This is a genomic window from Lysobacter gummosus, from assembly GCF_001442805.1.
Classification (GTDB): Bacteria; Pseudomonadota; Gammaproteobacteria; order Xanthomonadales; family Xanthomonadaceae; genus Lysobacter; species Lysobacter gummosus.
Window position 1 is genome coordinate 3372377 of record NZ_CP011131.1, and the last position, 26740, is coordinate 3399116.

General features: G+C 67.9%; 27 protein-coding genes. 3 read left to right on the forward strand and 24 right to left on the reverse strand.

Features of this window, described 5'->3' with window-relative positions; translation table 11 throughout:
* Nucleotides 1-250 precede the first annotated feature (250 nt).
* The 18 genes from LG3211_RS13770 to LG3211_RS27300 all read right to left on the reverse strand — a co-directional run bounded on the left by LG3211_RS13770 (nucleotide 251) and on the right by LG3211_RS27300 (nucleotide 16291).
* Nucleotides 251-733, reverse strand: a complete 483-nt coding sequence (locus LG3211_RS13770; protein WP_057943337.1) for a low molecular weight protein-tyrosine-phosphatase — start codon at nucleotides 731-733, stop codon at nucleotides 251-253.
* 3 nt (nucleotides 734-736) lie between these two features.
* A complete protein-coding gene (gene kdsB / locus LG3211_RS13775) occupies nucleotides 737-1540 on the reverse strand; it encodes a 3-deoxy-manno-octulosonate cytidylyltransferase (RefSeq protein ID WP_057945483.1) in 804 nt (267 codons plus the stop codon).
* Nucleotides 1541-1637: 97 nt separating this feature from the next.
* The gene (lpxK, locus tag LG3211_RS13780; protein ID WP_057943338.1) at nucleotides 1638-2675 is read right to left on the reverse strand and encodes a tetraacyldisaccharide 4'-kinase; all 1038 of its coding nucleotides are present in this window, start codon (nucleotides 2673-2675) and stop codon (nucleotides 1638-1640) included.
* A gap of 85 nt (nucleotides 2676-2760) precedes the next feature.
* The gene (gene msbA / locus LG3211_RS13785) at nucleotides 2761-4515 is read right to left on the reverse strand and encodes a lipid A export permease/ATP-binding protein MsbA (RefSeq protein ID WP_057943339.1); all 1755 of its coding nucleotides are present in this window, start codon (nucleotides 4513-4515) and stop codon (nucleotides 2761-2763) included.
* On the reverse strand, nucleotides 4512-4964 hold the full coding sequence (locus LG3211_RS13790; RefSeq protein WP_057943340.1) for an ExbD/TolR family protein: 453 nt from the start codon (nucleotides 4962-4964) through the stop codon (nucleotides 4512-4514). Before LG3211_RS13790 ends, msbA begins: the two co-directional genes overlap by 4 nt.
* A gap of 9 nt (nucleotides 4965-4973) precedes the next feature.
* Entirely contained in the window at nucleotides 4974-5642 is a 669-nt protein-coding gene (locus LG3211_RS26430) for a MotA/TolQ/ExbB proton channel family protein (RefSeq protein ID WP_057943341.1), read from the reverse strand.
* Between the two features lie 27 nt (nucleotides 5643-5669).
* The gene (locus LG3211_RS13800) at nucleotides 5670-8051 is read right to left on the reverse strand and encodes a DNA internalization-related competence protein ComEC/Rec2 (protein ID WP_057943342.1); all 2382 of its coding nucleotides are present in this window, start codon (nucleotides 8049-8051) and stop codon (nucleotides 5670-5672) included.
* Between the two features lie 353 nt (nucleotides 8052-8404).
* Complete coding sequence (locus LG3211_RS13805; protein WP_148649202.1) at nucleotides 8405-9184, reverse strand: ATP-binding cassette domain-containing protein; 780 nt, start codon at nucleotides 9182-9184, stop codon at nucleotides 8405-8407.
* Between the two features lie 73 nt (nucleotides 9185-9257).
* Nucleotides 9258-10502, reverse strand: coding sequence for a lipoprotein-releasing ABC transporter permease subunit (locus LG3211_RS13810; protein ID WP_057943344.1), 1245 nt, complete (start codon nucleotides 10500-10502; stop codon nucleotides 9258-9260).
* Nucleotides 10503-10643: 141 nt separating this feature from the next.
* Complete coding sequence (locus LG3211_RS13815; protein ID WP_235114356.1) at nucleotides 10644-11237, reverse strand: hypothetical protein; 594 nt, start codon at nucleotides 11235-11237, stop codon at nucleotides 10644-10646.
* Nucleotides 11188-11454, reverse strand: coding sequence for an FAD assembly factor SdhE (locus tag LG3211_RS13820; RefSeq protein ID WP_057943346.1), 267 nt, complete (start codon nucleotides 11452-11454; stop codon nucleotides 11188-11190). The genes LG3211_RS13815 and LG3211_RS13820 overlap by 50 nt, the downstream gene beginning before the upstream one ends.
* Entirely contained in the window at nucleotides 11451-11573 is a 123-nt protein-coding gene (locus LG3211_RS27220; protein WP_257720557.1) for a hypothetical protein, read from the reverse strand. Before LG3211_RS27220 ends, LG3211_RS13820 begins: the two co-directional genes overlap by 4 nt.
* Complete coding sequence (locus LG3211_RS26435) at nucleotides 11570-11992, reverse strand: MAPEG family protein (RefSeq protein ID WP_057943347.1); 423 nt, start codon at nucleotides 11990-11992, stop codon at nucleotides 11570-11572. The genes LG3211_RS27220 and LG3211_RS26435 overlap by 4 nt, the downstream gene beginning before the upstream one ends.
* 455 nt (nucleotides 11993-12447) lie before the next feature.
* Complete coding sequence (locus LG3211_RS13830; RefSeq protein WP_057943348.1) at nucleotides 12448-13236, reverse strand: succinate dehydrogenase iron-sulfur subunit; 789 nt, start codon at nucleotides 13234-13236, stop codon at nucleotides 12448-12450.
* Between the two features lie 80 nt (nucleotides 13237-13316).
* Nucleotides 13317-15071, reverse strand: coding sequence for a succinate dehydrogenase flavoprotein subunit (gene sdhA / locus LG3211_RS13835; protein WP_057945484.1), 1755 nt, complete (start codon nucleotides 15069-15071; stop codon nucleotides 13317-13319).
* A gap of 42 nt (nucleotides 15072-15113) precedes the next feature.
* Nucleotides 15114-15524 (reverse strand): succinate dehydrogenase, hydrophobic membrane anchor protein, encoded by a 411-nt coding sequence (gene sdhD / locus LG3211_RS13840; protein WP_057943349.1) that lies wholly within the window; start codon nucleotides 15522-15524, stop codon nucleotides 15114-15116.
* Nucleotides 15521-15916 carry a succinate dehydrogenase, cytochrome b556 subunit gene (gene sdhC, locus LG3211_RS13845; protein WP_057943350.1) on the reverse strand — a complete coding sequence of 132 codons (396 nt, stop codon included), beginning with the start codon at nucleotides 15914-15916 and terminating at the stop codon, nucleotides 15521-15523. Before sdhC ends, sdhD begins: the two co-directional genes overlap by 4 nt.
* Before the next feature lie 171 nt (nucleotides 15917-16087).
* Nucleotides 16088-16291: a DUF1674 domain-containing protein gene (locus LG3211_RS27300; RefSeq protein WP_057943351.1), complete on the reverse strand. Its 204-nt coding sequence runs from the start codon at nucleotides 16289-16291 to the stop codon at nucleotides 16088-16090.
* A gap of 30 nt (nucleotides 16292-16321) precedes the next feature.
* Here LG3211_RS27300 and ygfZ point away from each other — a divergent pair, with 30 nt between their 5' ends.
* Entirely contained in the window at nucleotides 16322-17197 is an 876-nt protein-coding gene (gene ygfZ, locus LG3211_RS13855) for a CAF17-like 4Fe-4S cluster assembly/insertion protein YgfZ (RefSeq protein ID WP_057943352.1), read from the forward strand.
* Nucleotides 17198-17324: 127 nt separating this feature from the next.
* On the opposite strand, the gene asnB is transcribed toward ygfZ, so the two are convergent.
* The 6 genes from asnB to LG3211_RS13885 all read right to left on the reverse strand — a co-directional run bounded on the left by asnB (nucleotide 17325) and on the right by LG3211_RS13885 (nucleotide 25370).
* Complete coding sequence (gene asnB, locus LG3211_RS13860) at nucleotides 17325-19301, reverse strand: asparagine synthase (glutamine-hydrolyzing) (protein ID WP_057943353.1); 1977 nt, start codon at nucleotides 19299-19301, stop codon at nucleotides 17325-17327.
* 6 nt (nucleotides 19302-19307) lie between these two features.
* A complete protein-coding gene (locus LG3211_RS13865) occupies nucleotides 19308-21545 on the reverse strand; it encodes a thiamine pyrophosphate-dependent enzyme (protein ID WP_057945485.1) in 2238 nt (745 codons plus the stop codon).
* A 126-nt stretch (nucleotides 21546-21671) separates the two neighbouring features.
* Nucleotides 21672-22313 carry a glutathione S-transferase family protein gene (locus tag LG3211_RS13870; RefSeq protein WP_148648903.1) on the reverse strand — a complete coding sequence of 214 codons (642 nt, stop codon included), beginning with the start codon at nucleotides 22311-22313 and terminating at the stop codon, nucleotides 21672-21674.
* A gap of 2 nt (nucleotides 22314-22315) precedes the next feature.
* Nucleotides 22316-22867: a GNAT family N-acetyltransferase gene (locus LG3211_RS13875; RefSeq protein ID WP_057943355.1), complete on the reverse strand. Its 552-nt coding sequence runs from the start codon at nucleotides 22865-22867 to the stop codon at nucleotides 22316-22318.
* A gap of 212 nt (nucleotides 22868-23079) precedes the next feature.
* The gene (locus tag LG3211_RS13880) at nucleotides 23080-24243 is read right to left on the reverse strand and encodes an acyl-CoA dehydrogenase family protein (protein WP_057943356.1); all 1164 of its coding nucleotides are present in this window, start codon (nucleotides 24241-24243) and stop codon (nucleotides 23080-23082) included.
* A 296-nt stretch (nucleotides 24244-24539) separates the two neighbouring features.
* Entirely contained in the window at nucleotides 24540-25370 is an 831-nt protein-coding gene (locus tag LG3211_RS13885) for a glycine zipper 2TM domain-containing protein (RefSeq protein WP_057943357.1), read from the reverse strand.
* A 259-nt stretch (nucleotides 25371-25629) separates the two neighbouring features.
* Between LG3211_RS13885 and LG3211_RS13890 the strand changes: the two genes are divergently transcribed.
* Together LG3211_RS13890 and LG3211_RS13895 are read left to right on the forward strand one after the other, a co-directional pair.
* On the forward strand, nucleotides 25630-25851 hold the full coding sequence (locus LG3211_RS13890) for a DUF6116 family protein (RefSeq protein ID WP_057943358.1): 222 nt from the start codon (nucleotides 25630-25632) through the stop codon (nucleotides 25849-25851).
* A gap of 4 nt (nucleotides 25852-25855) precedes the next feature.
* Nucleotides 25856-26620, forward strand: a complete 765-nt coding sequence (locus tag LG3211_RS13895; protein ID WP_057943359.1) for a TatD family hydrolase — start codon at nucleotides 25856-25858, stop codon at nucleotides 26618-26620.
* Nucleotides 26621-26740 lie beyond the last annotated feature (120 nt).

The following is a 26740-nucleotide window of genomic DNA, read 5'->3' on the forward strand; positions in this document are numbered from 1 at the left end:
GATTATGCGTTAGCGCAAGGGCCGCGGGGCTGGATCTGAGGCTGGGCGCGGACTGCGCGGGGTCGCGGTTGGGTTGGGCGGACGGGCTGGATTTTCGTGCGAGGACGCTTGAAGTCACTGGATGTTCGGCTCCGCCGAAGTAAGACGGAGCCCGCTTTCGCGGGAATGACGAGCAGAAAAAGCAGGGTTCGAAAGCCTCAGCAGAGACTTTGAGCAGCCCTTCGGCAGCGGATCGAAACTGCGGCCAGCTCTAGCCGCCGCGTAATCCCAGCTCTTCGCGCAAACGCGCGATCGCGCCGTCGGCGGCGTGATCGAGCAACTGGAACACATGCTCGAACTGCGCCGGCCCGCCGGTGTAGGGATCGGGCACTTCGCCGTCGGTGACCGTGCCGCACCAGTCCAGCAGCAAGGCGCTGCGCGCGCGGGCGCCCTTCGGCGCGCGGGCGCGGACATCGCGCAGGTTGGCGCGGTCGGCGCACAGCAGCCAGTCGAAATCGCGATAGTCCGCGGCCTCGAGTTGACGCGCGCGCAGGCCGGAGATGTCGATGCCGTGCTCGGCGGCGTTGGCGGTCGCGCGCCGGTCCGGCGGATCGCCGACGTGCCAGTCGCCGGTGCCGGCCGAATCCAGCTCGACCCGGCCGGTGATCGACGAGGCCTCGATGCGCGCGCGCAGCACACCCTCGGCGACCGGCGAGCGGCAGATGTTGCCCAGGCAGACCACGAGCAGGCGCATGCCTCAACCGCCCTCGCCGTCCAGGCCTGCGCCGGTCGCGTCCGCTTCGGCGGCCAGATGCGCCTCGGCCCGGGCCAGATCCTCCGGCGTGTCCACGCCGGGCGGGAACGGCTCGGGCGTGATGCCGACCGCGATGCGGTAACCGGCTTCCAGCGCGCGCAATTGCTCCAGCGACTCGATCTGCTCCAGGCGTCCGGGCCGCATCTTGGCGAACTTGCGCAGGAATCCGGCGCGGTAACCGTAAATGCCGATGTGCCGCAGCCATTCGCCGCCACCGGGCATGCGTTCGCGATCCTTGGCGAAGGCGTCGCGCGGCCACGGAATCGGCGCGCGGCTGAAGTACAGCGCATCGCCGTTGCCGGCGCGCACCAACTTGACCGCGTTGGGATCGAACAACACTTCGACCTGCGTGACCGGCGTGGCCAGCGTGGACATGTCCGCGCCGCTGTCGCGCAAGGTCTGTGCGGTGGCCAGGATGCCCGCGGCCGGCGCGAAGGGCTCGTCGCCCTGCAGATTGACCACGACGGTGTCGTCGCGCCAGCCGGCGATGTCGGCGCATTCGGCCAGACGGTCGGTGCCGGAGGCGTGGTCGGGCGAGGTCATCGCCACTTGCACGCCGCTGTCCTTGAGCGCCTGCGCGATGCGTTCGTCGTCGGCCGCGACCCACACTTCGCTCGCGCCCGCCGCCAGTGCGCGGCGCGCGACGTGCAGCACCAGCGGCTCGCCGGCGAGCGTGCGCAGCGGTTTGCCGGGCAGCCGCGAAGCGGCGTAGCGGGCGGGAATGGCGACGACGAAATCCTGGCTCATGGCTGTCTCCGAACGGTACGGCAGTGCGGCGGTGGCGACGACGATGGCGGGCGATGGCGGGCCGTTGCGGATTCGCAACAACCACGCCGCAAACAACTCAGCGCCGCGGCAGCGCCTGTAATTTATCCAACAACGACACCCAGAACGCCTCCGGCAATTCGGCGCGCACCGGCACGCTGTAGTACGCCTCCGAGGCGAACGCGCCCTCGCCCGTCAGCGGAATCTTGACCGCGTCTTTCTCCGTCATCAGCACCGGCAGTTTGCTGCCGAAGGCGAAGTCGGATTCGACATAGCGGTGATGATCGGGAAACGCATGCGGCACGACCGCGATGCCGAAGCCGCGCAGCATGGAGAAATAGCGCTCGGGATCGCCGATGCCGGCGACCGCGTGCACGCGCTGGCCGGCGAAGGCCTCCAGCTTGAGCGGACGCGTGCCCAGCAGCGACTGCGCCTGATCGGCGATCAGGCGCATCGGCCATTCGCCGAAACCGGCGTTGGCGGTCGGGTCGCTGGTCGCGGCCTGGGCCAGATTGACCACGCGGAAATCGCACTGCGCGCCGCGCTCGGGCGGCTCGCGCAAAGGTCCGGCCGGCAGCAGTTGGCCGTTGCCGTAGCGGCGGCGGCCGTCGACGACTTCGATCTCGATGTCGCGCGCCAGGCGGTAATGCTGCAGGCCGTCGTCGCAGATCACGATGTCGCAGCCGGCTTCGGCCAGGGCCTTGGCCGCGGCGGCGCGGTCGCGGTCGGCGCGCAGCTTGGCGCCGGTGCGGCGCGCGATCAGCACCGGTTCGTCGCCGCCCAGGCGCGGATCGGTGTCGCGTTCGACCCACAACGGCGTGGCGATGTCGTCGCGGCCGTAACCGCGGCTGGCGACGCCGGGGTTCCAGCCTTCCTGTTTGAGCCGCTGTACCAGGGCGATGGTCAGCGGCGTCTTGCCGGCGCCGCCGGCGGTGATGTTGCCGACCACCAGCACCGGCACGCCCGGGTGCAGGCGGCGCTTGTAGCCCTTGCGGTACAGCGCGCGGCGAAAGCCGGTGACCGCGCCGTACAGGCCCGAGAGCAGGCGCGCGTGCGCGGGCACGGCGGTGTCGTCGTACCAGTAGGCGGGAACACCGCCGCGGCGATCGGCGCTCATCGGTCACCGCCGGTGTTGGGCGAAATCCGCGGCGGGTCGATTCGCGCGGGCATCGCGGCCTGGTTCGCGCCCTTCATCGCGTCATTCATTCGGCGTCGCGGAACTGCATGCGGTGCAAATGCGCGTAAAGCCCGCCGTGGGCGAGCAGTTCGGCATGCGAGCCGCGCTCGACGATGCGGCCCTGATCCAGCACCAGCACCTGATCGGCGTGTTCGATGGTCGACAGCCGGTGCGCGATCACAAGCGTGGTGCGATCGGGCATCAGCCGCTCCAGCGCGTCCTGCACCAGCCGCTCGGACTCGGTGTCGAGCGCGGCGGTGGCTTCGTCGAGGATCAGGATCGGCGCGTCCTTGAGCATCGCGCGCGCGATCGCCAGGCGTTGGCGCTGACCGCCGGAGAGCTTGCCGCCCTTGGCGCCGATGGAGGTCTGCGCGCCTTCGGGCATGCGCTCGATGAACTCGGCCGCGTTGGCGCCCTTCATGGCGCGATTGAGCGCGTCCGCATCGCGATCCTGCATTTCGCCGTAGGCCACGTTGGCCGCGACGGTGCCGTCGAACAACATCACCTGCTGGCCGACCAAGGCGATCTGGCGACGCAGATCGGTGAGCTTGTAGTCCTGCAACGGATGGCCGTCGAGCAGGATCTGCCCGGATTCGACGTCGTAGAAACGCGGAATCAGCTTGATCAAGGTCGACTTGCCGCTGCCGGACCGGCCGACGATGGCGGTGACCGTGCCCGGGCGCGCGGTGAAGGCGATGTTTGACAAGGCCGGCTGCGCCTGGCCCGGATAACGCGCGGTGACGTCGCGGAATTCGATCAGACCCTGGCTGCGCGTGAGTTCGCGCGAACCGCCGTCGGGCTCTTCCGGCGCATCGAGCACTTCGAACAGACGCTCGGCCGAGGCCACGCCGCGCTGGAGCATGTTCTGCACGTTGGTGAGCTGGCGCAGGTTCGGGATCATCGCCATCATCGCCAACATCAACGCGACGAAACCGCCGGCGCTCAGACGCCCGTTGAAAGCTTCATAGCCGGCGACAAACAGCAACACCGCCAAACCGACAGAGCCCATCAACTGGACCATGGCCGAAGCGATGCTGCGGGTGGATTCGACCTTGAGGCTGAGTTTGAGATAGTGGTCCGCGATCGCGCGGTAACGGCCCAATTCGGTCGGCTGCGCGCCGTAGATCTTCACTTCCTGCTGGTTGGACAGACTCTGATCGGCGGCGAGCAACAACTCCGCGCCGCTTTCCTGGATGCGGTGGCTGATACGCCGGTAACGCCGGCCGACCTTGTCCATCACCCAGGCCAGCGGCGGCGCTACGACCAACACCGCCAAAGTCACCTGCCAGCTAGTCCAGACCATCATCGCAAGCAGACCCAACGCCTGAGTCGACTGTTGCACCATGACCTTGAGTGCGTCGACCGAGGCCTGAGCGACTTGATCGCTGTCGGAACCCAGACGCACCAACATCGAGGTCACCGGCTCAGTATCGAAACGCGCGCCGGGCATGCGCAGATATTTGCCGAGCACCTGCACGCGCAGATCGCGGGCCACGCCGCGGCCGGACTTGGCCATGTAATAGTCGGTGACGTAACCGGCGATGCCGCGTAAGACGAACAGACCGACGATGGTCAACGGCAACCAGATCGCGACATTTTTATTCTTGGCGATGAAGGTCTCGTTGATGATCGGTTCCATCAACTTGGTGAAACCCGCGCCCGCCGCGGCTTCGATCAGCATGCCGATCCCGGCCAACCACAGCAGAGTGCGATACGGCAGAGCGAAGCGGAACAACCGGCGGTAGGTCTGCCAGGGCGAAGCGGCAGCGCTCGCCGTCACCGCGCGGCCTCCGCGGGCTTGGCCGCGCCGGCGTTCTGCGGCGGCGCGGTCGCGCTCATGATCCGGCGGAAACCCAGCTGGCCGAGCGCGTCGTACACGGTGACCACGGCCTGGTACGGCGTGCGCGCGTCGGCGCGCAGCATCACCGCGCGGTCGCGGTCGGAACCGGCGACTTCGGCGATGGTGGTCTTGAGCGATTCAAGATCGTCGCGCAGCACCTCGCGGTCGCCGACGAAGTAACGGCCTTCGGCGTTGACCAGCACGATCAGCGCCTTGCTGGCGTCGCCCGAAGGCTCGCCGGTGGCGCGCGGCAGTTCCAGCTTGAGCACCGAGCGCGCGTCGAAGGTCGCGGTGACGACGAAGAAGATGATCAGCACCAGGATCACGTCGATCAGCGGGACCAGGTTGATCTCGGGTTCGTCGTCGGCGCGATGGTCGCGAATACGCATGCGGCGACCTCAGCCGGCCTGGCCGCCGGCCAGGCGCACCGGCGCGCGCGCCGCTTCGGTCTGGCGCGATTCGGCGGTGCCCGGGGTCAGCACGTCGATCAGGGCGATGGCTTCGTGCTCCATCGCCACGATGTATTCCGCGACGCGGCCGCGGAACCAGCGGTGGGCGATCAGCGCCGGGATCGCCACGATCATGCCGGTGGCGGTGCACACCAGCGCCTTGCCGATGCCGCCGGCCAGCTGGTTGACGTCGCCGATGCCGTGATCGTTGATGACCATGAACATCTGGATCATGCCGACCACGGTGCCGAACAGGCCCAGCAGCGGGCCCGCGGCGGAAATGGTGCCGAGCGTGTTCAGGTAGCGCTCCATGCGGTGGACCAGATGCCGGCCCACGTCCTCGATGCGTTCGCGGATTTCCTCGCGCGGACGCAGGCGCACGTCCAGCGCCGCCGCCAGCAGCGCTCCCAGCGGCGCAGTCGCGCGCAGGGATTCGATATGCGCCGGGTCGAGCTTGCCGCTGGCCGCCCAGGCGCGCACTTCCTGGCCCAGCTGGGGCGGCAGGACCGCACGCCGGCGCAGAGTCCACAGTCGCTCGATGATGATCGCAAGCGCTACCGCCGACAGGATCAACAACGGAATCATCGGCCAACCGCCGGCCTTCACCAGTTCCAGCACTCGCGAACCTCCGGCCCGTGGCCGACTTCAATCAGGCCGATAGGATAGCCCAGGGTCCGCGCGGCGGGTCGCATCCCAGACCCGCGGGTGTGCCTGGCGTCGCGTTTCCACGCCGATGCCCTGCGCGCGCAGGCCGACCCGCAAGGCGCCGTCGTCGGCAGTGTTTCGCGGCGCCGCGCCGGCGCGACGCCAGCGTTCGAGCACGTCCGCGCGCGGGTGGCCGAAGCGGTTGCCGTGGCCGCTGGAGACCAGCGCGTGGCGGGCGCCGGGGGCCTGGACGAACTCGGGATCGGAGGAACCGCCGCTGCCGTGGTGGGCGACCAGGACCACCTCGGCGTGCAGGGTTTGCGCCGGCGACTGCGCCGCCCGGCGGACCAGATCGCGCTCCACGACCTCGCCGATATCGCCGGTCAGCAGCGCCGCGCCGTGCTCGGTTTCGATCCGCAGCACGCAGCTGGATTCGTTCTTCAGATAGGGAAAATGCGCCGGCGGATGCAGGAAACGCAGGCGCACGCCGTCCCATTGCCAGGCGGTTCCGGCGCTGCAGGCGCGGGTTAGCAGGCTCTGCACCGCCTCGCCGTCGATATCGGGCGGCGCGAATGGCGCGGGCGCCGGAAAGGCCCGCAACACGGCTTTGATACCGCCGGCATGGTCGTTGTCGCCATGGCTGACGACGACCTGATCGAGCCGGCGCACGCCCAGCGCGTGCAAGGCCGGGACCACCGCGCGTTCGCCGGCGTCGAAGCCGTCGCGCACCGCCGGGCCGGCGTCGAACAGCAGGCTGTGTCGGGCGGTGCGCACCAGCACCGACAGGCCCTGGCCGACATCGATCACGACCAGTTCCGCCTCGCCCGGCCCCGGCAGGCGCCGATCCGGCCATAGCAACGGCATCCACAGCAGCACGGCCAGCGCCTTGCCCGGCACGCCGCGCGGCAGCAGCAGCCAGAACGCCCCGAGCAGGGCCAACGGCAACGCGAACCAGCGCGCTTCCGGCAGCCACCACAGGGCCAGGCCGCTCTCGGCCAGGGCGCTGAAGGCCGGCCAGCCGGGCTCGAAGCAGGCCGCGGCCCAGCGCCAGGCGAATTCGCCGGCGCCGGCGTGGACGCTCTCCAGCCCGGTTCCGAGCAGGGCCAGCGGCACCACGAGCAGACTCCACCACGGCACCGCGAGCAGATTCGCCAGCGGCCCGGCCAGCGAGGCCTGGCCGAACAGCGCCACACATACCGGCAGCAAACCCAGGCTGGCCACGCCCTGGGCCGAAACGAAGCCGCGCAGGCGTTCGCGCCAACCGCCGGCGTCCGGCCCGGGCAGACACCACAGCAGCCAGGCCACGCCGAGGAAGCTGAGCCAGAACCCGGCGCCGAGCAGCGCCAGCGGATCGGCCAGCAAGACCGCGATCGCCGCCAGCGCCAGCGCGTCGAACCCGTGCACCGGCCGCCGCGCGATCCGCAGCGCGGCTATCACCGCGATCATCAGCCAGGTGCGCATGGTGGGCAGCGCGAACCCCACCGCCGCCGCGTACAGCAATCCGCCGAGCATCGCCGCGACCGAAGCGGCGATCACTGCCGGCACCCGCCGCCCCAGCATCGGCAACGACCACCACAGCGCCCGCGCCAGCAAGGCAAAGAAGCCCGCGACCAGACCGACGTGGAAACCCGAAATCGCGATCAGATGGGTCAGGCCGTCGGCGCGCAGCACTTCCCAGTCGCGATCTTTGAGGCCGCGCGTGTCGCCCAGCGCGAGCGCGCGCACGAAGCGCGAACCGTCCGAGCGCACGGTCGCGGCGATGCGGTCGCAGATCGATTCGCGCCATGCGGTCAGGCCCTGCGCCGCGGACAACCGCTGGCTGATTTCGGGATTGCGCAGGTAGCCGGTCGCGGTCAGGCGCTGCATCAGCGCGTACTTCTCCGCATCCGCGCCGCCGGGATTGCGCAGGCCTCGCGGCGCGCGCACCCGCGCGTGGAAGCGCCAGCGCTGCCCGGCCTTGAGCACGCTGCGCGGGCGCGGATCGTCGTCGTACCACGCCAATCGCAGCAGGCCGCCGCGCAGAGGCGCGGGTTGCTGGGCGTCGTCGTCGACGCGGAACTCGAAACGCGTGCGCCGCGTTTCGTGCACGGGCAGATCGACGATGCGGCCGCTGATCGCCACCTCGCGTTTCTCCCACTGCGCCGGCAGCTGAAGATCGAGTGCGTAGGCGATGTGCGCGCTGGCGAGCGCGAAGCCGAAGGCGGCGATCGCGACGACGCGCCAACGCGGCGAACGCCACCATGCGATCGCCGCGGCGATGAGCATCGCTGCCGACAGTCCCCACGGACACAGCCACGGCGAGGCCAGCGCGGCGGCGGCGCCGGCCAGCAAAGCGATCGCCGCGAGTTTTCCGAAAGGCGGCGTCCTTGCCGCGTCGAGCATGTTGGGTTCTCCGTCGATGGCCGCGCTTCGCGATCCGTGCGAGCGTTATGCAGACTCTACGAACGGTGTCCGGATCGTCCAATCGGTATTGATGCCATCGGGCTGTAGGCGTTTTCCTGATCGGATCGTGGCGAACGGCGCAGTCGTTCGTAGCACGACCGCCCTGCCCCGCGGCCACGCGGCGGCAGCGAATGCAGGCATCTACGCTGCGTTCGCCTCAGGTCCGGGCCTTCTGCAATCAGGCGCCTTGCTCGGCCCGCGCACGCAGCAAGCGTTCGCGGGCGCCGCATCGACAGGGGCAAGTCTCTATCGGCCGGCGAACGCCTTGCGCGTCGCCGGCTGCTTCGCCCCGGTCAGACTTCGCTCGGCGCCAGTTGCCGCAGCTTGCCTTCGTGCAATTCCAGCACGCGATCCAGACGCCGCGCGAGGCGGCGGTCGTGGGTCACCAGCACCAGGCTGGTGCCCTGCTCGCGGTTGAGCGAGAGCATGATCTCGAACACCGTGGCCGCGGTCTTCTCATCGAGATTGCCGGTGGGCTCGTCGCCGAGCACGCAGGCCGGACGATTGATCAGCGCACGCGCGACCGCGGCGCGCTGACGCTCGCCGCCGGACAGTTCGCCGGGCTTGTGCTGCAACCGATGCCCCAGCCCGACCGATTCCAGCAGCGCGGTCGCGCGCTGGCGCGCCTGCGCCACCGACGGCGCGTCCACGCTCTCGGACACCGAGCGCACCATCGCCAGCGGCAGATCGAAGAACAGGTAACGCGGCACCGCCATCACCACGCCGCCCCACGAGCGCGCGCGCTTGGCCCGCACCGAGCGCCCGCTCAGCAGGACCGGCAGCATCACGTTCTCCAGCGCGGTGAATTCCGGCAGCAGATGGTGAAACTGATAGATGAAGCCCAGCGACTGATTGCGCAGGATGCCGCGCGAGCGATCCGGCAGACCGTTCATGCGATGGCCGCCGACATAGACCTCGCCCGCGGTCGGCGTGTCCAGGCCGCCGAGCAGATGCAGCAAGGTGCTCTTGCCGGCGCCGGACGCGCCCAGGATCGCCACGGTCTCGCCGCGGCGAACCGACAGGTCCAGGCCGTCGAACACCGGCGTATGCAGATTGCCTTCCGAATAGGTCATCGCCAGCCCTTCGCAGGACAGCACGATGTCGTCCGAAGCTTGCGAGGCTGCGGCGGCGGCCGGATTGCGGATATCACTCATAACGCAGCGCCTCCGCCGGTGCCGTGCGCGCGGCGCGCCAGGCGGGATAGATGGTGGCGACGAACGCCATCGCCAGCGCGACGCAGGCGATGATGATCACGTCGCTGCTCTGCAGATCCGTCGGCAGACCGGTGATGTAGTAGACGTCTTCCGGCAGCAACTGCACGCCGAGCACTTTCTCGATCAGCTTGAGGATGTGCTCCAGGTTCAAGGTCAGCACGATGCCGCCGACCACGCCGAGCACGGTGCCGATGATGCCGATCAAGGTGCCCTGCACGACGAAGATGCGCATCACGCTCAAGGGAGTAAGGCCCAGGGTGCGCTGGATCGCGATGTCGGCCTGCTTGTCGGTGACCAGCATCACCTGCGAGGAGACCAGGTTGAACGCGCCCATCGCGATGATCAGCGACAGCAGGATCGCCATCACCGTCTTTTCCATCTTCAGCGCGCGGAACATGTTGGCGTTGTCGCTGCTCCAGTCGGTGACCCGATATGGCCCGCCCAGGCTGACCGCCAGATCGCGCGCCACCTCCGCGGCCTGGTCCATGTCGTGCAGTTTCAGGCGCACGCCGGTGACGCCGTCGCCCATGCGCAGCACCCGCTGCATGTCGTGCATGTTCACGACCGCCAGGCCTTTGTCGTATTCGTTGTAGCCGGCTTCGAAGATGCCGCTGACGTTAAAGCGCTTGAGCTGCGGCATCGCGCCCATTGGCGTGCTGCGGCCGTCGGCGGTCATCACCACCACGCTGTCGCCGACCTGCGCGCCCATCCACAGCGCGAGTTCCTTGCCGAGCACGATGTTGAAGCTGCCGGGCGTGAGCGAATCGAGCTTGCCCTCGACCATCTTCTCGGCCAGCACCGACACCTTGCCCTCTTCGGACGGAACGACGCCGCGGATGATCGCCGGCTGCTGGCGCGAGGCCGACAGCAGGGCTTCCTTCTCGATGTAGGGCGCGGCGCCGACCACACGGATGTCGGCCATCGCCTTGTTGACCGCGAGCTGCCATTCGACCAGTGGCTCGCCGTAGGCGCTGACGGTGGCGTGCGCGGCCATCTGCAGCATGCGGTCGCGGATTTCGCGCTGGAAACCGCTCATCACCGCGAGCGTGGTGATCAGCGCGGTCACGCCCAGGGCGATGCCCGCGATCGAGGCCAGCGAGATGAAGGAAATAAAGCCGTTACGGCGCTTGGCGCGCAGATAGCGCAGGCCGATGGCTACTGAAAGAGGTTTGAACATCTATGGAGCCGGGACTCGGGATTGGGAATTGGGCATGGTCTTCATCTGGCTCTTCGTTCGGTTCCGCTGTCGGCCGGCTTCGAGCGGGCGTTCGGCGCCGCGTTTTTCACGACGTCCGAAGCGCGAAGCCCGAATCGCCGCTCATGGTGCCATCGAACGCGGACCGCGCGCAGGACTTGTGACCGCGACGGCCAGCCTCAGTTCACGGCGGCCGGCGGCGTCCAGGGTGTCGGGCCACCACAGCAGGCGCCGGCGGCGGCCGTCGGAGCCGGTGAAATCCAGCCGGGCCAGCCATCCGCGCCAGTGCAGGCGCAGGTCCGAGATCGGCGCGGCGGCGAGCGTGGCGCGGCCGCCGGCGATCACCAGCGGCCGCGGCGGACGGCGGGCTTCGCGCCGGGCCGACCACCCGGCCCAGGCCAGGGCCATCGCGGCGAGCGGCAGCGACGCGGGCAACGGCAGCTCGGAGGCCACGACCGAGAACGCGGCCGCCAGCCCCAACGCGATCAAGGCCGCCGACAGCAGCCGCGACGGGCGCCATTGCAGGCGACAGTCCGCTGCCGGTGGCGGCCCGGGACGATGGCGCAGCGTTTCCTGCTCGAAGCGGGCGCCTGCTTGCCGCTGGCGATCGAAGCGGTTGCTCGCGTGCGGTTGCCGCTCAGGGCGGCTGCTTGCCTGTGGCTGCCGCTCAGGGCGGCAGCCGGCGGATGAATTCGACGAGGGATCGAAGCTCGGCATCGCCGGCCTCCTCATGGCCCATGAACCAGTGCCAGAGCTTATCGTCCTCGGTTTCCAGCAGCCGTAGGAAAACCCCGCGCTGCGCTTCGGAAGCCTGCCTCCATTCGCGATCGAGATAGCGTCCGAGCAATTGGTCCAGCTCGCGCATGCCGCGACGGCAGCGCCAGCGCAGGCGACGCAGTTCGATTTCGTCCGCGGCGGACAGTTCTTCGCTCATGGGCGGTTTCCGTCAGAAGGGGGCGCGACGATGATCGCGCACGCGCTGTCAGGGCGGCGTTTGCGGTAGCCGAACGGTTCGCCGAGTTTTGCCGCCGATTTCGCTTCGCGGAACATCATCGACCGATCAATCCTGTTGCGAGATAAATCCAAAGCGCCCACAGCACCAGGCCTCCGGCCGCATACGCCGCGAAGCGATGCATGACGCGGTTGTAGGTGCACTGGATGAAACTGTGCGCGATGCGCATCGCCACGAACAGCCACGCCAGCGTCAGGGTGAGCGTGTCGGCCAGGCCGTTGAACGCGGCCACCGTCAGGGCCAGATAGAACAGCACCGGCAGTTCGAACAGGTTGCGGAAATTATCCGCCGCGGCCGATTCGGTGAAGCGTGCGATGGCCTGCGCCGAGGTCGCCACCGATTGCGGATGGATGCGGTCGCGGTACATCTGGCGGATGCGCACGCGGAACATGCGCAGCCAGACGATACAGGTCAGCGCGGCCATGGCCAGCGCGGGCAGGAAGATCGCTTTCGTGTCCATCGGTCGCCTCGTTCCTTGGTGGCCGCCGGTTGCGCGGCGGGTCGGTGTCGGTGCGACGTGGGCTGTTTTTGCCGGTGGGCGGCTGCGTCGCGATAGCTTGTTTGTGGCTCGATTGCTCGACTGCTCGACTGCTCGATTCCGAGTATTTCGCTCCTTGCTCGTCATTCCCGCGAAAGCGGGCTCCGCTTTACTTCGGCGGAGCCGAACATCCAGAGACTTCAGGCGTTCTCGCACGAAAGTCGCTGGATTCCCGCTTTCGCGGGAATGACGGACCGGAGGGATGGCGCTGAAGTCTCTGGATTCCCGCGTTCGCGGGAATGACGGGTTGGGAGGATGGCCCCACCCACCACATCCCGCCATCGCACCAACGGCCAAGCCCCGCTCGCGAAAACGCCGCCGCCCGGATAGTCCGGACGGCGGCGTCGAATACGCTCAGATCGAATCCGTTGCCGCGATCAGACCCGGCGCGCCAGCATCAGCTTCTTGATCTCGCCGATCGCCTGCGCCGGATTCAATCCCTTCGGGCAGGTGCGGGCGCAGTTCATGATGGTGTGGCAGCGGTAGAGCTTGAACGGGTCTTCAAGATCGTCCAGGCGCGCGCCGGTGTCTTCATCGCGCGAGTCGATGATCCAGCGATAGGCCTGCAGCAGGATCGCCGGGCCGAGGTAACGGTCGCCGTTCCACCAGTAGCTGGGGCAGCTGGTCGAGCAGCACGCGCATAGGATGCATTCGTACAGGCCGTCGAGCTTCTTGCGGTCCTGCGGCGACTGCAGGCGCTCGCGGTCGGACGGGGTCGCGCTCTGGGTGCGCAGCCACGGACGGATCGAGGCGTACTGCGCATAGAAGTGGGTCAGGTCCGGAACCAGATCCTTGACCACGGCCATGCTCGGCAGCGGATACACCGGCACGTCGCCCTTGGCGTCGCCGCAATCGGCGATCGCGCGCGTGCACGCCAGGGTGTTGGTGCCGTCGATGTTCATCGCGCACGAGCCGCAGATGCCTTCGCGACAGGAGCGGCGGAAGGTCAGGGTCGGGTCGATCTCATTCTTGATCTTGATCAACGCGTCCAGAACCATCGGGCCGCAGGTCGCCAGGTCCACCTCATAGGTGTCCACGCGCGGGTTCATGCCGTCGTCGGGATTCCAGCGGTAGACCTTGAAGGTGCGCGGCTGCTTGGCGCCGGGCGTCGGCCAATGGCGGCCCTTCTGGATCTGCGAATTTTTCGGTAGTGCGAACTGAGCCATGCTGGCGATCTCTGGGCTGGCGGCGGTACTGAGGGGTGGGAGTTACCGGCGCGCGAACGGGCGCGCGCCGCGGTCGCCGATCAGTACTTGCGTTCCTTGGGCGGCACGTAGGCCACGTCGTCGGTCAGGGTGTAGTTGTGCACCGGACGGTAGTCGATGCTGGTCGTACCCTTTTCGTCGACATAGCACAGCGTGTGCTTCTGCCACTCGCTGTCGTTGCGGGTGGGGAAATCCTCGCGCGCATGCGCGCCGCGCGACTCGGTGCGGTTCTCGGCCGAGACGATCGTCGCCAGCGCCTGGCTGAGCAGGTTGGACAGCTCGTAGGTCTCGATCAGGTCCGAGTTCCAGATCAACGAACGGTCGCTGACCTTGACGTCGGCGAACAGCGCGTGGATCTCGCGCATCTTGCGCACGCCCTCGCTCAGCGTTTCGCCGGTGCGGAACACCGCCGCGTCGGCCTGCATGGTGCGCTGCATCTTGTCGCGGATGACCGAGGTCGGGGTGCTGCCGCTGGCGTTGCGCAGTTTGTCCAGGCGCGCCAGCGCTTCGTCGCAGGCGTCGGCCGGCAACTTGGCGTGCGGGCCGCCGGGGGTGATGGTCTCGGCGCAACGGTTGGCCACGGCGCGGCCGAACACGACCAGATCGAGCAGCGAGTTCGAGCCCAGGCGGTTGGCGCCGTGCACCGACACGCAGGCCGCTTCGCCGATCGCGTACAGGCCTTCGACCACCGCGTCGGGGTTGCCGTTCTTCAACTGCACGACTTCGCCGTGGTAGTTGGTCGGGATGCCGCCCATGTTGTAGTGCACGGTCGGGATCACCGGGATCGGCTCTTTCTCGACGTCCACATTGGCGAAGATGCGCGCCGATTCGGCGATGCCGGGAAGCTTCTCGTGGATGACTTCCGGACCCAGGTGGGTCAGGTCGAGCAGGATGTGGTCCTTGTGCTCGCCCACGCCGCGGCCTTCGCGGATTTCGATGGTCATCGAACGGCTGACCATGTCGCGCGGCGCCAGGTCCTTCACGCTCGGCGCGTAGCGCTCCATGAAGCGCTCGCCGTTGCTGTTGCGCAGGATGCCGCCCTCGCCCCGCACGCCTTCGGTGATCAGGCAGCCGGCGCCGTAGATGCCGGTCGGGTGGAACTGCACGAACTCCATGTCCTGCAGGCCCAGGCCCGCGCGCAGCGCCATGCCGCCGCCGTCGCCGGTGCAGGTATGGGCTGAGGTCGCGGAGAAGTACGCGCGGCCGTAGCCGCCGGTGGCCAGCACCGTGCCCTGAGCGCGGAACAGGTGCAGCGTGCCTTCGGCCATGTCCAGGGCGAGCACGCCGCGGCAGGCGCCGGTCTCGTCCATGATCAGGTCGAGAGCGAAGTATTCGATGAAGAACTGCGCGTCGTGCGCCAGCGACTGCTGGTACAGCGTGTGCAGGATGGCGTGGCCGGTGCGGTCGGCGGCGGCGCAGGTGCGCTGCGCCGGCGGGCCTTCGCCGTACTTGGTGGTCATGCCGCCGAACGGGCGCTGGTAGATCTTGCCCTCGTCGGTGCGCGAGAACGGCACGCCCTGGTGTTCGAGCTCGATGATGGCCGGGATGGCCTCCTTGCACATGTACTCGATCGCGTCCTGGTCGCCCAGCCAGTCCGAACCCTTGACGGTGTCGAAGAAGTGGTAACGCCAGTCGTCCTCGCCCATGTTGCCCAGCGCGGCGGAGATGCCGCCCTGCGCGGCCACGGTGTGCGAACGGGTCGGGAACACCTTGGTGATGCAGGCGGTCTTCAGGCCCTTCTGGGCCAGGCCGAAGGTCGCGCGCAAACCGGCGCCGCCGGCGCCGACCACGACCATGTCGAACTTGTGTTCTTGAATCTTGTAGGCAGAGGCCACGACTCAGGCTCCCAACGTGATGCGGATGATGGCGAGCACGCTGGCGAGAGCCGCGAGTACGCAAACGAAAACGACGGCGATCTGCGAAGCGACCGCCAGACCCGGGGTGTGGACGTAGTCCTCGATGATGACCTGCAGGCCGAGCTTGGCGTGCCAGAACATCGCGATGACGAACGCGCTCAGCAGCACCGCGTTGCAGGGATTGGCGACCGAGGCGCGCACGCTGGCGTAGTCGCCGCCGATCCACGACACGATCAGGCCCAGCACGTACAGGGTCAGCCCGATCAGCGCGATCGCGGTGACGCGCTGGACGATGAAGTGATGGGTGCCGTCTTTGGCCGACCCCAGACCGCGCGCGGTCTTGAGCGGGTTGCGCAGCTGCTTGCCGCTGTTGCTTCCGATCTTGGTGCTCATGCGCCACCTCGCGACATCATGGCCACGACCCAGATCAAGGCGGTCAGCACCAGGCTGCCGATGACGCTGATCCAGCCGTTACGGATGAAGGTCTCGACCTTGTAGGCGTAGCCCGCGTCCTGGACCAGATGGCGGATGCCGTTGATCAGGTGGTAGGCGAAGGCCCAGGTCCAGCCGAACAGGACCAGAAAGCCCAGCGGCGAGCGCGCGCAGGCGACGAAGCGCGCCCACGACTCCGGCCCGGCGGCCAGGGCGACCAGGCCCCAGGCGATCAGCAAGGCGCCGACGAAAAGGATTACACCGGTGGTCCGGTGCACGATCGAGGTCACCATCTGAATCTGCCAGCGGTAAACCTGCAGATGAGGTGATAGGGGTCGTTCGCGGTTCGCCATTAGCGTGGCAATCTCGGCTGGGCGGCGGCGCCGCGTGGCGGGAAGCGTGGGAGCGCTTGGGTATTGGGTCGCGTGCTTGAAAAGCGGGTCGTCGGATCAAAGATCGGTACTGCGGCCGTCGTCTCCAATGAAGTCAGCGTGCGCTGATATCGCTGAAGCGACAACCGCCGGTCAGAAATCGATGCAACGGCCGTTCTTTTCCCAGTCGCCGTAGCGGGTCGGTTCGAGGCCCTCGCGACCACCGTGCTCTTTCGGAGCATGCTCCACAGGAGCGTCCTTGGCGGAAGGCGATTGGCCTCCCGTTTCGGAAACGGGAGTTGCCGGGGTCTCGGACTGTTGGTCCGAACGTGCTTCCGGGGTGGTTTCGCCTATCATCACAGCGTTAAATATTAATTCCCGGCCCCCATGCCTGACAACCCGCAAGCCTTGCCCGGACGGGCGTTCGCCCTGTCCGGTCAATATCTCATCGCCCTGGAAGGCCGCGACGCGGCCGCTTTCGCCCAGGCGCAGTTCATGAACGATGTCAAGTCGCTGGCCGACGGCCACTGGCAGTGGAACGGCTGGCTGACGCCAAAAGGCCGGGTAATTGCGCTGTTCGCGCTGCTGCGCCTGTCCGAGCAGAAGGTCTGGCTGTTGCTGCCGGACGCCGACGCGGCGGCGATGGCGCAGTCGCTGAAGCGATTCGTGTTCCGCAGCAAGGTCGCGATCGATTTGCGTGAAGACTGGGTGATCGAAGGCCGCCATTCGGCCCCCGAGCACGCCAACCGCGCGAAAATCGGCGGCGACGAGGCCTCGGGCCTGGAACTGGATTTCAGCGGCGACGGCGGCGCGCGGAGCTTGCGCATCGTTCCGGCCGGCGCGAAGGCGGAGGAAGACGCGGCGGCGCTGGCGCGATGGACGCTGGCCGATCTGCGCCACGGCCTGCCGCGGTTGCCGGCCTCGCAGGCCGAGCAATGGACGCCGCAGCAACTGTCGCTGGAGCGGTTGAGCGCCTTCAGCGTCAAGAAGGGCTGCTATCCGGGCCAGGAGATCGTCGCGCGCACGCACTTCCTCGGCAAAGCCAAGCGCGGGCTGGTGTTGTTCGAAAGTCCGGCCGAGGTCGCCGCCGGCGCGGAAGTGCGCGGCGAAGCGGCGGTGCTGGGCTCGGTCGCCTCCACCGCCGATGCCGAGGCGATGCATCTGGCGCTGGCGGTGTTGCCGCTGGATCGCCCGGAAGGCCCGGCGAGCATCGACGGGCATGCCGTGATCGAACAGACGCTGCTCGCGGGGCTGGAACGCTGAGCCGGGCCGCGGGAAGCGAGCAGGTACACCGCGAACTTACCGCTGCTGCGATCGATGCGAGCCGCGGCCGCTCGGTCGCAGCTCGCGCATAGGCCGCGGCACTACGCCGGCCAAGATCGGCGCCGCGCTACAACCCGCCCTCGCCGTGCGAATTGCGCGCCATCGCGTCGCCGGCCAGATTGCGCTGTTCGCGCCAATGCTCGTGCCAGGCCTGGAACATCAGCACGTTCCACAGGTGCGTGTGCCAGCGTTTTTCGCCGGCGACGAAGCTGCGCCACAGGCCGCCGACCAACTCGGCATCGAAATACCCTTGCGCGCGCAGACGCTGCGGATCGAGCAAGGCCTCGGCCCAGTCGTGCAGATCGCCGCGCAGCCACTGCGAGACCGGCGCGCCGAAGCCGCGCTTGCCGCGATCGACCATCGCATCGGGCAGATAGCGCTTGAGCACGCGCTTGAGCAGATGCTTGCTGCCGCTTTCGCCGCGCTTGTACGACAACGGCAGCGACCAGGCGAACTCGGCGATATTCGTATCCAGCAACGGCGCGCGCGCTTCCAATCCGACCGCCATGCTGGCGCGATCGACCTTGCACAGCAGATCGTCGGGCAGGTAGACACTGTAGTCGGCCAGCATCATCGCGTCGGCCGGCGTGCCCTGCCCGGCCAGCGGATCGGCCAGGTCGTAGAGGGTCGGCGGCAACTTCGCGCCCGGTATCGCGGCTTCGGGAAAACGCCAGCGCACGATGCGGTTGCGATAGACATCGCCGATGCCGCGCGCGCCCATCTCGGCCGCGAACGCGGCGAAACCACCGGCGCGCGAAGCTTCGCCATGGCCTTGCGCGGCCTTGGCCAGCCAGCCGCGCAACGGCAGCGGCACGCGCTGCAGCAGGCGCAGATTGCGCAGCGCGCGCTCGTAGCGCTTGTAGCCGAAGAACAATTCGTCGCCGCCATCGCCGGACAAGGCCACGGTGACCAGGCTGCGCGCGAGTTTGCACACCAGCGCGGTCGGCACCTGCGAGGCGTCGGCGAAGGGCTCGTCGAACATCGCCGGCAAGCGCGGCACCACCGCCAGCGCATCGGCGCCGCTGACGTACAACTCGGTGTGCGCGGTGCCCAGGTGACGCGCGACTTCCAGCGCCAGCGGCGCTTCGTCGTGGTGCGAGCCTTCGAAACCGATGGTGAAACTCTGCACCGGCTTGGCGCTCAACGCCTGCATCAGCGAAGTCACCACCGACGAATCGGTGCCGCCGGACAAGAACACGCCGACCGGCACGTCGGCGACCATGCGCAGGCCGACCGCGTCGCGCAGCAGGTCGTCGAGACGGTCTTCGGCCGCATCGATGTCGCCGTCGAAGGGCTGCGCGATCGCCGCGGCCATGCGTTCGCCGGCCTGCCAATAACGCTGCTGATCGCGCGTGGGATCGTGCGCGGCCGCGCCGGCGGCGACCGTGGCCGCGTCCAGGCGCAACAGTGCGCCCGGCATGATCTTGAAAGTATCGGTATGGATGCAGTGCGGCGAGGGTACGTAGTCGTAACGCAGCAACAGCGCCAGCGCATTGCGATCCACGCCGTTGTCGAATTGCGGATGCCGCCACAGCGCCTTGAGTTCGGAGCCGAACACCAGGGTGTCGCCGGCCCAGCCGTAGTACAGCGGTTTCTTGCCGACGCGGTCGCGCGCCAGCCACAGCTCGCTGCGATCGCGATCCCACAGCGCGATCGCGAACATGCCGTTGCAGCGCGCGATCGCCGCCTCCACGCCCCACTCCACCACCGCCGCCAGCAGCACTTCGGTGTCGGAGTGGCCGCGGAAACCGCGGCCGAGGTTGAGCAGTTGTTCGCGCAGCTCGGCGAAGTTATAGATCTCGCCGTTGTAGGCGATCACGTAGCGGCCGTCGGCGGAGGCCATCGGTTGATGGCCCAGCGGCGACAGATCGAGAATGCTCAGGCGCCGGTGCGCCAGCGCGATGCCGGTCTGCGGATCGGCCCAGACGCCGTCGTCGTCCGGGCCGCGATGACGCAAGGCGTCGCCCATCGATCCGGCGAGCGCGAGCAGATGCTCGTGATCGAGATCGTTGCGCGGACGCAGCAGGCCGGCCAGTCCGCACATCGGCGATCAGCCCTTGGCCAGGGTGTCGGCGGCGCGGACGATGTCGTCCTCGCCGGGAATGACCAGGAACGCCGCGCCGGCCAGGGGCGTGTAGGTGTCCACGCCGACCACGCGCTGCATCGGCACCGCGCCCAGGCCGGCTTCGGCCAGCGCGGTGATCACGCCCTCGCCCACACCGGCGCTGCGCCGGCCTTCATCGACGACGATGACGCGCTTGGCGTTCCTGGCCTGCTCGGCGATGTAGCCATCGTTGAGCGGGACCAGCCAGCGCAGATCGACGACGCGGATCTTCCAGCCAAGGGACTGTTCGATCTGTCGAGCCGCACGCAAGCTCATAGGAACGCCGTTGCCATAGCTGAAGATCACCAGATCCTCGCCTTCTCCGTAGACGCGGCCCTCGCCGAGCGTCATCGCTTCAGTTGGACCGGGATACGAAGTCAGCCACTGGCCGTCGCCGGCTTCGTACAGGTCCTTGGTCATGTACAACGCAATGGGCTCCAGGAATACGGCCACGCGGCCGTCGGTCTTGGCCAGCGCGGTCAGCGTGCGCAGCATGGTCGCCGCATCGTCGCCGCGCGAGGGACAGCCGACCACCAGGCCGGGAATGTCGCGCAGGGCGGTGATCGAATTGTCGTTGTGGAAGTGGCCGCCGAAGCCGCGCTGATAGCCCAGGCCGGCGATGCGCACCACCATCGGGTTGCGGTACTGGTTGTTGCTGAAGAACTGCAGCGAGGCCGCTTCGCCGCGGATCTGGTCGCAGGCGTTGTGGAAATACGCCAGGTACTGGATTTCCGGAATCGGCAGCAGGCCGACGTTGGCGAAGCCCTGGGCCATGCCGAGGATCATCGTCTCGTCCAGCAGCGTGTTGAACACGCGGCGCGCGCCGAAGGCTTTCTGCAGGCCCTTGGTGACGGTGTAGACGCCGCCCTTCTGCGCGACGTCTTCGCCGAACAACAAGGTTTCGGGGTATTTCGCGAAGATGTCGTGCAGGGCGTTGTTGATCTGGATCGCCAGATGCCGCGGCGGCTGGTTTTCCGGCAGCTTGGCCTGGCCGCCGAACACTTCCAGGCGGCGCTCGGCGAAATCCGCGCGCGCGGCTTCCTTCGCCACCGCCGCGGGCGAATACGGCGCCAGCGGCGCGATCACTTCGCGCAGATCGTCGAGCTTGGGCCGACGGTCGGCCTCTTCGGCCGCGGCGAAGCAGCGCTTGCGCGTGGCTTCGTAAAGATCCAGCACATCGGTCTTCGACATCAATCCCGATTCCAGCGCGATCGCCGCCGAGCGCAACAGCGGATCGCTGGCCTCGACCGCGCACAATTCCTCGACCGAGCGCCATTCGATCTCGAAGTCGGTGCCGGCATGGCCCATGATGCGGGTGGTGCGCAGATGCAGGAAGGTCGGACGGCGCGTGCGGCGGCAGTGTTCGACCGCGCGTTGCACGTCGCCGTAACCGCTGGCCAGATCCAGGCCGTCGGCGGCGAAATAATCCAGACCGTCCATGCTGCGGAAACGGTTGCCGATCCAGCCGCCCGGCGTCTTCACCGAGATGCCGATGCCGTTGTCCTCGCACACGAACAACACCGGCGCCGGCAGCTTCTGGTACGCGGTCCAGGCCGCGGCGTTGAACGCGGTCTGGGCGGTGGCGTGATTGGCCGAGGCGTCGCCGAAGGAGCAGATGGCGATGCTGTCGTCGGGAATGGGAAGCACATGGCCGAGGCGACGCGCGGTCTCGATGGCGACGGCAGTGCCCAGCGCCTTCGGTAGGTGCGAGGCGATGGTCGAGGTCTGCGGCAACACCCACAACGGCTTGCTACCCCACACTTTGTGGCGGCCGCCGGAGGCCGGATCGTCCTTGCTCGCGGCGAAGGACAGCGCCGAGTCCATCACCGGGTCCATGCCCGGCAACTTGCGGAAGCGCTCGGCCATGAAGCCGCCGCTGCGGTAATGCAGGAACGCCGGATCGGTGTGGCGGGTCAGGCGCGCGACCATCGCATTGCCTTCGTGGCCGCTGGAACCGATGGTGTAGAAGACTTTGTTCTGCACGCGCAGCACGCGCGCCATCAGGTCCAGGTGGCGGCTGATCAACTGCGATTCGAACAGTTCGCGAAAGCCGCGCGCATCGAGCGCGCTGCCGTCGAGGATGGCTTCGTCCGCCGCCGGGCGCGCATCGCCGCGGCCGTTCCAGCCGTTGACGAATTCGACGAAATTGAGATCGCAGATTTCAGCCCGGTTGAGGCCCTTCATTCGCGCCGGGATGGGGTTGGCCACCGGATTGAAGTTCGGCACGCTGCTGAAGATCGAGGACTGCGGTTGCGCTGACATCGGAAGCTCCGCCGCCCGTCGCCGGGCCGGCATATCGGTGAGGAAAGATCAGAGGGTTTGTGCGATCAGCCGCGCGGCCTGCGGGCCGGGCTCGGGCAGCGCGATGAAACCCGGCGTCGCGCGCACGCGCGCCAGCCAGGCCCGGATCGCGGGATACGGCGACAAGGCGATGCCGCCGTGTTCGGCCACATCGGTGTAAGCGTGCAAGGCGATATCGGCGATGCCGTAGCGATCGCCGGTGAACCACTGGTGGGTTTGCAGATGCCGCTCCATCACCGCCAGCGCCTGATGGCCGCGCTCGCGCAGCTTCGGCAGTTCGGCCCGGCGCGGCGAATCCAGCGGCGTCCAGCCGGCGATGAAGCGGGCCACGGCGATGCAGGGCTCGTGGCTGTACTGCTCGAAATTCATCCAACTCAGCGCTTGCGCGCGTTGCCACAGATCGGCCGGCAGAAAGTCGCTGCCGTCGGCGAGGTAGTAGAGAATGGCGTTGGATTCGCTGAGCGTGCGGCCGTCGCTGAATTCCACTACCGGCACTTTGCCGTTGGGATTGAGGGCGAGGAATTCCGGCGTGCGGGTCTGGCCCTGGCTGCTGTCGACTTCGACCCAGTCGTAGCGCTCGCCCAGTTGCTCCAGCAGCAGTCGCAGCTTGTGGCAATTGCCCGAAGGCGAAAAGCCGTGGACGGTGATCATGCTCAGGCTCCGCTCTTGCGCCGCGCGCGCCATTCGTCCGCGGACTGTCCCCAGACTTCGACCTGTTTTTCGTGGTAGGGCTCGGGCAGCCGCCCATAACGCAGGAAGCGCGAACCCAGCTTGCCCGCGACGCCCTTGGAGGCGACGTTTTCCGGGTCGATGGTGTGGATGATCTGCGTCCAGCCCAGTTGTTCGACCGCCCAGTCGATGGCCGCGGCCGAGCCTTCGCTGGCGTAGCCCTTGCCGTTGGCGTCGGCGACGATGCCCCAGCCCACTTCGGTGCCCGGCCAGCCTTCCGGGTACCAGGGACCGAGCCGGCCGAGCCAGCGGCCGCTGCTTTTTTCGATCACCGAGAAGAAGGCGAAACCCTGCACGGCCCAGGAGCCGACCACCGACATCATCGCGCGCCAGGCCAGCGGCCGCGGCTGCGCGCCGCCGACGTAGCGCACGTGATCGCCGTCGGCCATGAACGCGGCCCAGGCGTCGAAGTCTTCCAGGCGCGGCGGACGCAGGATCAGGCGCGGGGTTTCCAGCTGGATATCGGGAATCGTCATCACGGTCGCGTACTCCTGGTGCGCATCGTCAAGCCCCTGTCCACCGATTGAGCCCCTCTCCCGCTTGCGGGAGAGTGGTTGGGGTGAGGGCGCGCGAGGTCGCGTGTGTTGCCGCGGGCGATTGTTTGCCGCGTGCCCTCATCCGGCCCCTGCGGGCCACCTTCTCCCGCAAGCGGGAGAAGGAACATCGTGCTGCCTTGCGGCAGCAAAACTTAGAAGGCGTTGATGCCCGTCAACTCGCGACCGACCACCAGCTGGTGAATCGTCTCGGTGCCTTCGTACGTGATCACCGACTCCAGGTTCAGCGCATGACGGATCGCCGAATGCTCGGTGGTGATGCCGGCGCCGCCGAGCAGATCGCGGCATTCGCGCGCGATGTCGATGGCCATGCGGCAGTTGTTCCACTTCGCCAGGCTCACCTGGGTCGGCTGCATGTTGCCGGCGTCCTTCAGACGGCCGAGCTGCACGACCAGCAGCTGCGCCAGGGTGATGCGGCGCGCCATCTCGGCCATCTTGATCTGCGCCGACTGGGTCGCCGCGACCGGACGATCGAACAGGATGCGTTCCTTGGTGTAGTTCAGCGCTTCGTCGAGGCAGGCGATGGCCGCGCCGATCGGGCCCCAGGTGATGCCGTAGCGGGCCTGGGTCAGGCAGCCCAGCGGGCCCTTGAGGCCTTTCACGTTCGGCAGGCGATTGGCTTCGGGCACGCGCACGTTGTCGAAGAACAGCGAGGAGGTCACCGACGCGCGCAGGCTCATCTTGTGCTTGATTTCCTGCGCGGCGAAACCGGGCATGCCCTTCTCGACCACAAAGCCCTGGATGCCGTCCTCGGTCTGCGCCCAGACGATGGCGATGTCGGCCAGGTTGCCGTTGGTGATCCACATCTTGGAGCCGTTGAGGATCCAGTCTGCGCCGTCCTTCTTGGCGTTGGTCTTCATGTTGGCCGGATCGGAGCCGCCGTGCGGCTCGGTCAGGCCGAAGCAGCCGATAATCTGGCCCTTCGCCATGCCCGGCAGCCAGCGCTCGCGCTGCTCTTCGGTGCCGTAGGCGTAGATCGGGTACATGCACAGCGAGGACTGCACGCTGACGAAGCTGCGGATGCCGCTGTCGCCGCGTTCCAGTTCCTGGCAGATCAGGCCGTAGCTGACCGCATTGAGGCCGGCGCAACCGTATTTTTCCGGGAGCGAGGAGCCCAGCAGGCCCAGTTCGGCGATTTCCGGCACCAGTTCCTTCGGGAACCGGCCTTGGTCGAAGGCATCGCCGATGATCGGGATCACGCGCTCGTCGGTGAAGCGGGCGACGGTGTCCTGGACGGCGCGCTCCTCTTCGCTGAGCAGGGAACGCACGTCGTACAGATCGTAGGGATGCAGGGCCATCGGGCTCAATAATCCTTGGCAGAAAGACCGCCATTGTAATGGGCCCACCGGGCCGGAGTAAGGCCGAACAGGCTCGCTGCGCACGCACGGGCCGGTATGCGGTGGATTCTTGCGAAAGCGGCGGCCGTGCCGGGACAGGTTCGCGCCCCGCCCCGCCCGGGCCCGGTCAGCCGATGGCGGCGGCGCCCGGCTGGCGCGAAACCGGGCCGGGCCGGCGGCGCGCAAAAACAAACGGGGCCGGATCGACCGGCCCCGTTCGAGGGTACTGACTTGAGCGCCGAAGGCGCCTGGGTGGATCAGCCGCGATCGGGCGCCGCCACCGAAGCGGTCTGGGTCACGACCTGGCCGTTGATGACCGGCAGGCGCTGGGTCGGACGCTCATCCATGCGGATGGTCTGCTCCTGGCCCTGGTAGCGGTAGGTCACGTCGTAGCCGACCACCTTGTTCTCGTTGCCCAGGGCGATGCGGCTGCCGGGCTTGCTTTCGGTGCGCATGGTGCCGGTGGTGCCGTCCGGGTTACGGAAGGTCACGTTATAGGCGACCACTCGCGAGGACTGCGAGGTGTCCGAGGTGGTGTGGCACTGGCGCTCGGTGCGGTTCACGACACGGCCGCCGACATGGTTGCGGTCGACCCGGTTGCCGATGAAGCCGCCGGCCACGGCGCCGGCCGCGGTCGCGGCCTTGCGGCCATTGCCGCCGCCGACCTGATTGCCGAGCAAGCCGCCGATGACCGCGCCGGCCACGGTGCCGCCGACGTTGCCGTCGCGCTCGGGCAGGCGTTCCTGCACGACCACGTCCTGGCAGACTTCGCGCGGGGTGGACACGGTGCTGGTCTCGCGCACCGGATCGGTGCCGATCACGGTGGCGTAGAGCTTTTCTTTCTGGTTGATCGGCTTGACGTTGACCACGTCGGCGTATTCGACCTGCGGGGCGGTGTTGATCGCGCCGCTGGCGGCCAGATCGCCGGCCGGGGTCGCGCCGTTGATCGCCGGCAGTTGCTCGCCCGGCGCCGGAGTCAGCGCCGCGGCCTGGGTGGCGGGAGTGCCGCGGAAGCTCTGGAAGGCCGCAACCGCTACGCCGCCGACCAACAGCGACGCGATCGCGACCGCAATAATGTTCTTGTTCATGTGGAGCCTCCTGCAGCGGGGGAACCGCGGTGGTATGAGAGTCTGGAATGCGGATCGAGCGCTTCGTCGAAGACTGGCTTGAGCCCGGCTTTTCGGAAGCCTCTCCCCGAGGCATGTCCAAACCGTGTGTGGACGCCGCCATTCCACCACTTGAAAGCTGAACCAGCACCTATTGATTTTCGCTAATCTGTCCCCTGTCTGAACCGTCACGCGAGCGCGTGCTAGCGTGTTTGCAACCTGCGTCACACCTGGATCGAACATGGCCAATCCGTTGCTGGCTCCCCTGATGGGTTTTCTCGGACGCCTGAGCTATCCGCGTCTGTTCGTGGTCACCGCGACCCTGTTCGCCTTCGACCTGGTGATTCCGGACTTCGTGCCGTTCGCCGACGAGATCCTGCTCGGCCTGGGCACCTTGCTGCTGGCCAACTGGAAGAACCGCAAAGCGCCGCAACCGCCTGGCATCCAGCCGCCCTCGTCCTGAGCCCATGCGCGGGTTGATCGACAGCCACTGCCATCTCGACGCGGCCGAATTCGACCCCGACCGTGCCCAGGTGGTCGAACGCGCGCGCGCGGCCGGCGTCGCCGCGCAGGTGGTTCCGGCGATCGACGCCGCCGGCTGGCCGAAGCTGCGCGAGGTCTGCACCGGCGAGGGTCTGCATCCGGCCTACGGCCTGCATCCGATGTACCTGGACTCGCACCGCCCCGAGCATCTGCCGGAACTGCGCGAATGGATCGAGCGCGAACGTCCCTGCGCGGTCGGCGAATGCGGGCTGGATTATTTTGTCGAAGGGCTGGACCGCGAACTGCAGTCGTTCTACTTCGAAGGCCAGCTGGAACTGGCGCGCGAATTCGACCTGCCGGTGATCGTGCATGCGCGCCACGCGGTCGACGCGACCCTCGCCGCGATCCGCCGCATCGGCGGCCTGCGCGGCGTGGTGCACAGCTATTCGGGCAGCGAGGAGCAGGCGCGGCAGTTGTGGAAGCTCGGGTTTTCGATCGGGCTCGGCGGGCCGGTGACTTACGATCGCGCCCAGCGGTTGCGCCGCATCGTCGCGGCGATGCCGATCGAATTCCTGCTGCTGGAAACCGATGCGCCGGATCAGCCGGACGCGCAGATTCGCGGGCAGCGCAACGAGCCGGCCCGGCTGTCTTGGGTGTGCGAAGTCGTTGCGGAGCTGCGCGGCGTGGCGGCGCAGGACATCGCGGCCGCCACGTCCGACAATGCCCGGCGGTTGTTCGGGCTGGCTTGAACGGCGGGTGGGTTCCGGTTCGGTGATCGGAAAGCGTCGGGGCTGAAGCCCCTCCCACAAAAGCGGATGTGGCGTCGGAATCTCTTGTGGAAGGGGCTTCAGCCCCGATGCTTTTCGCTC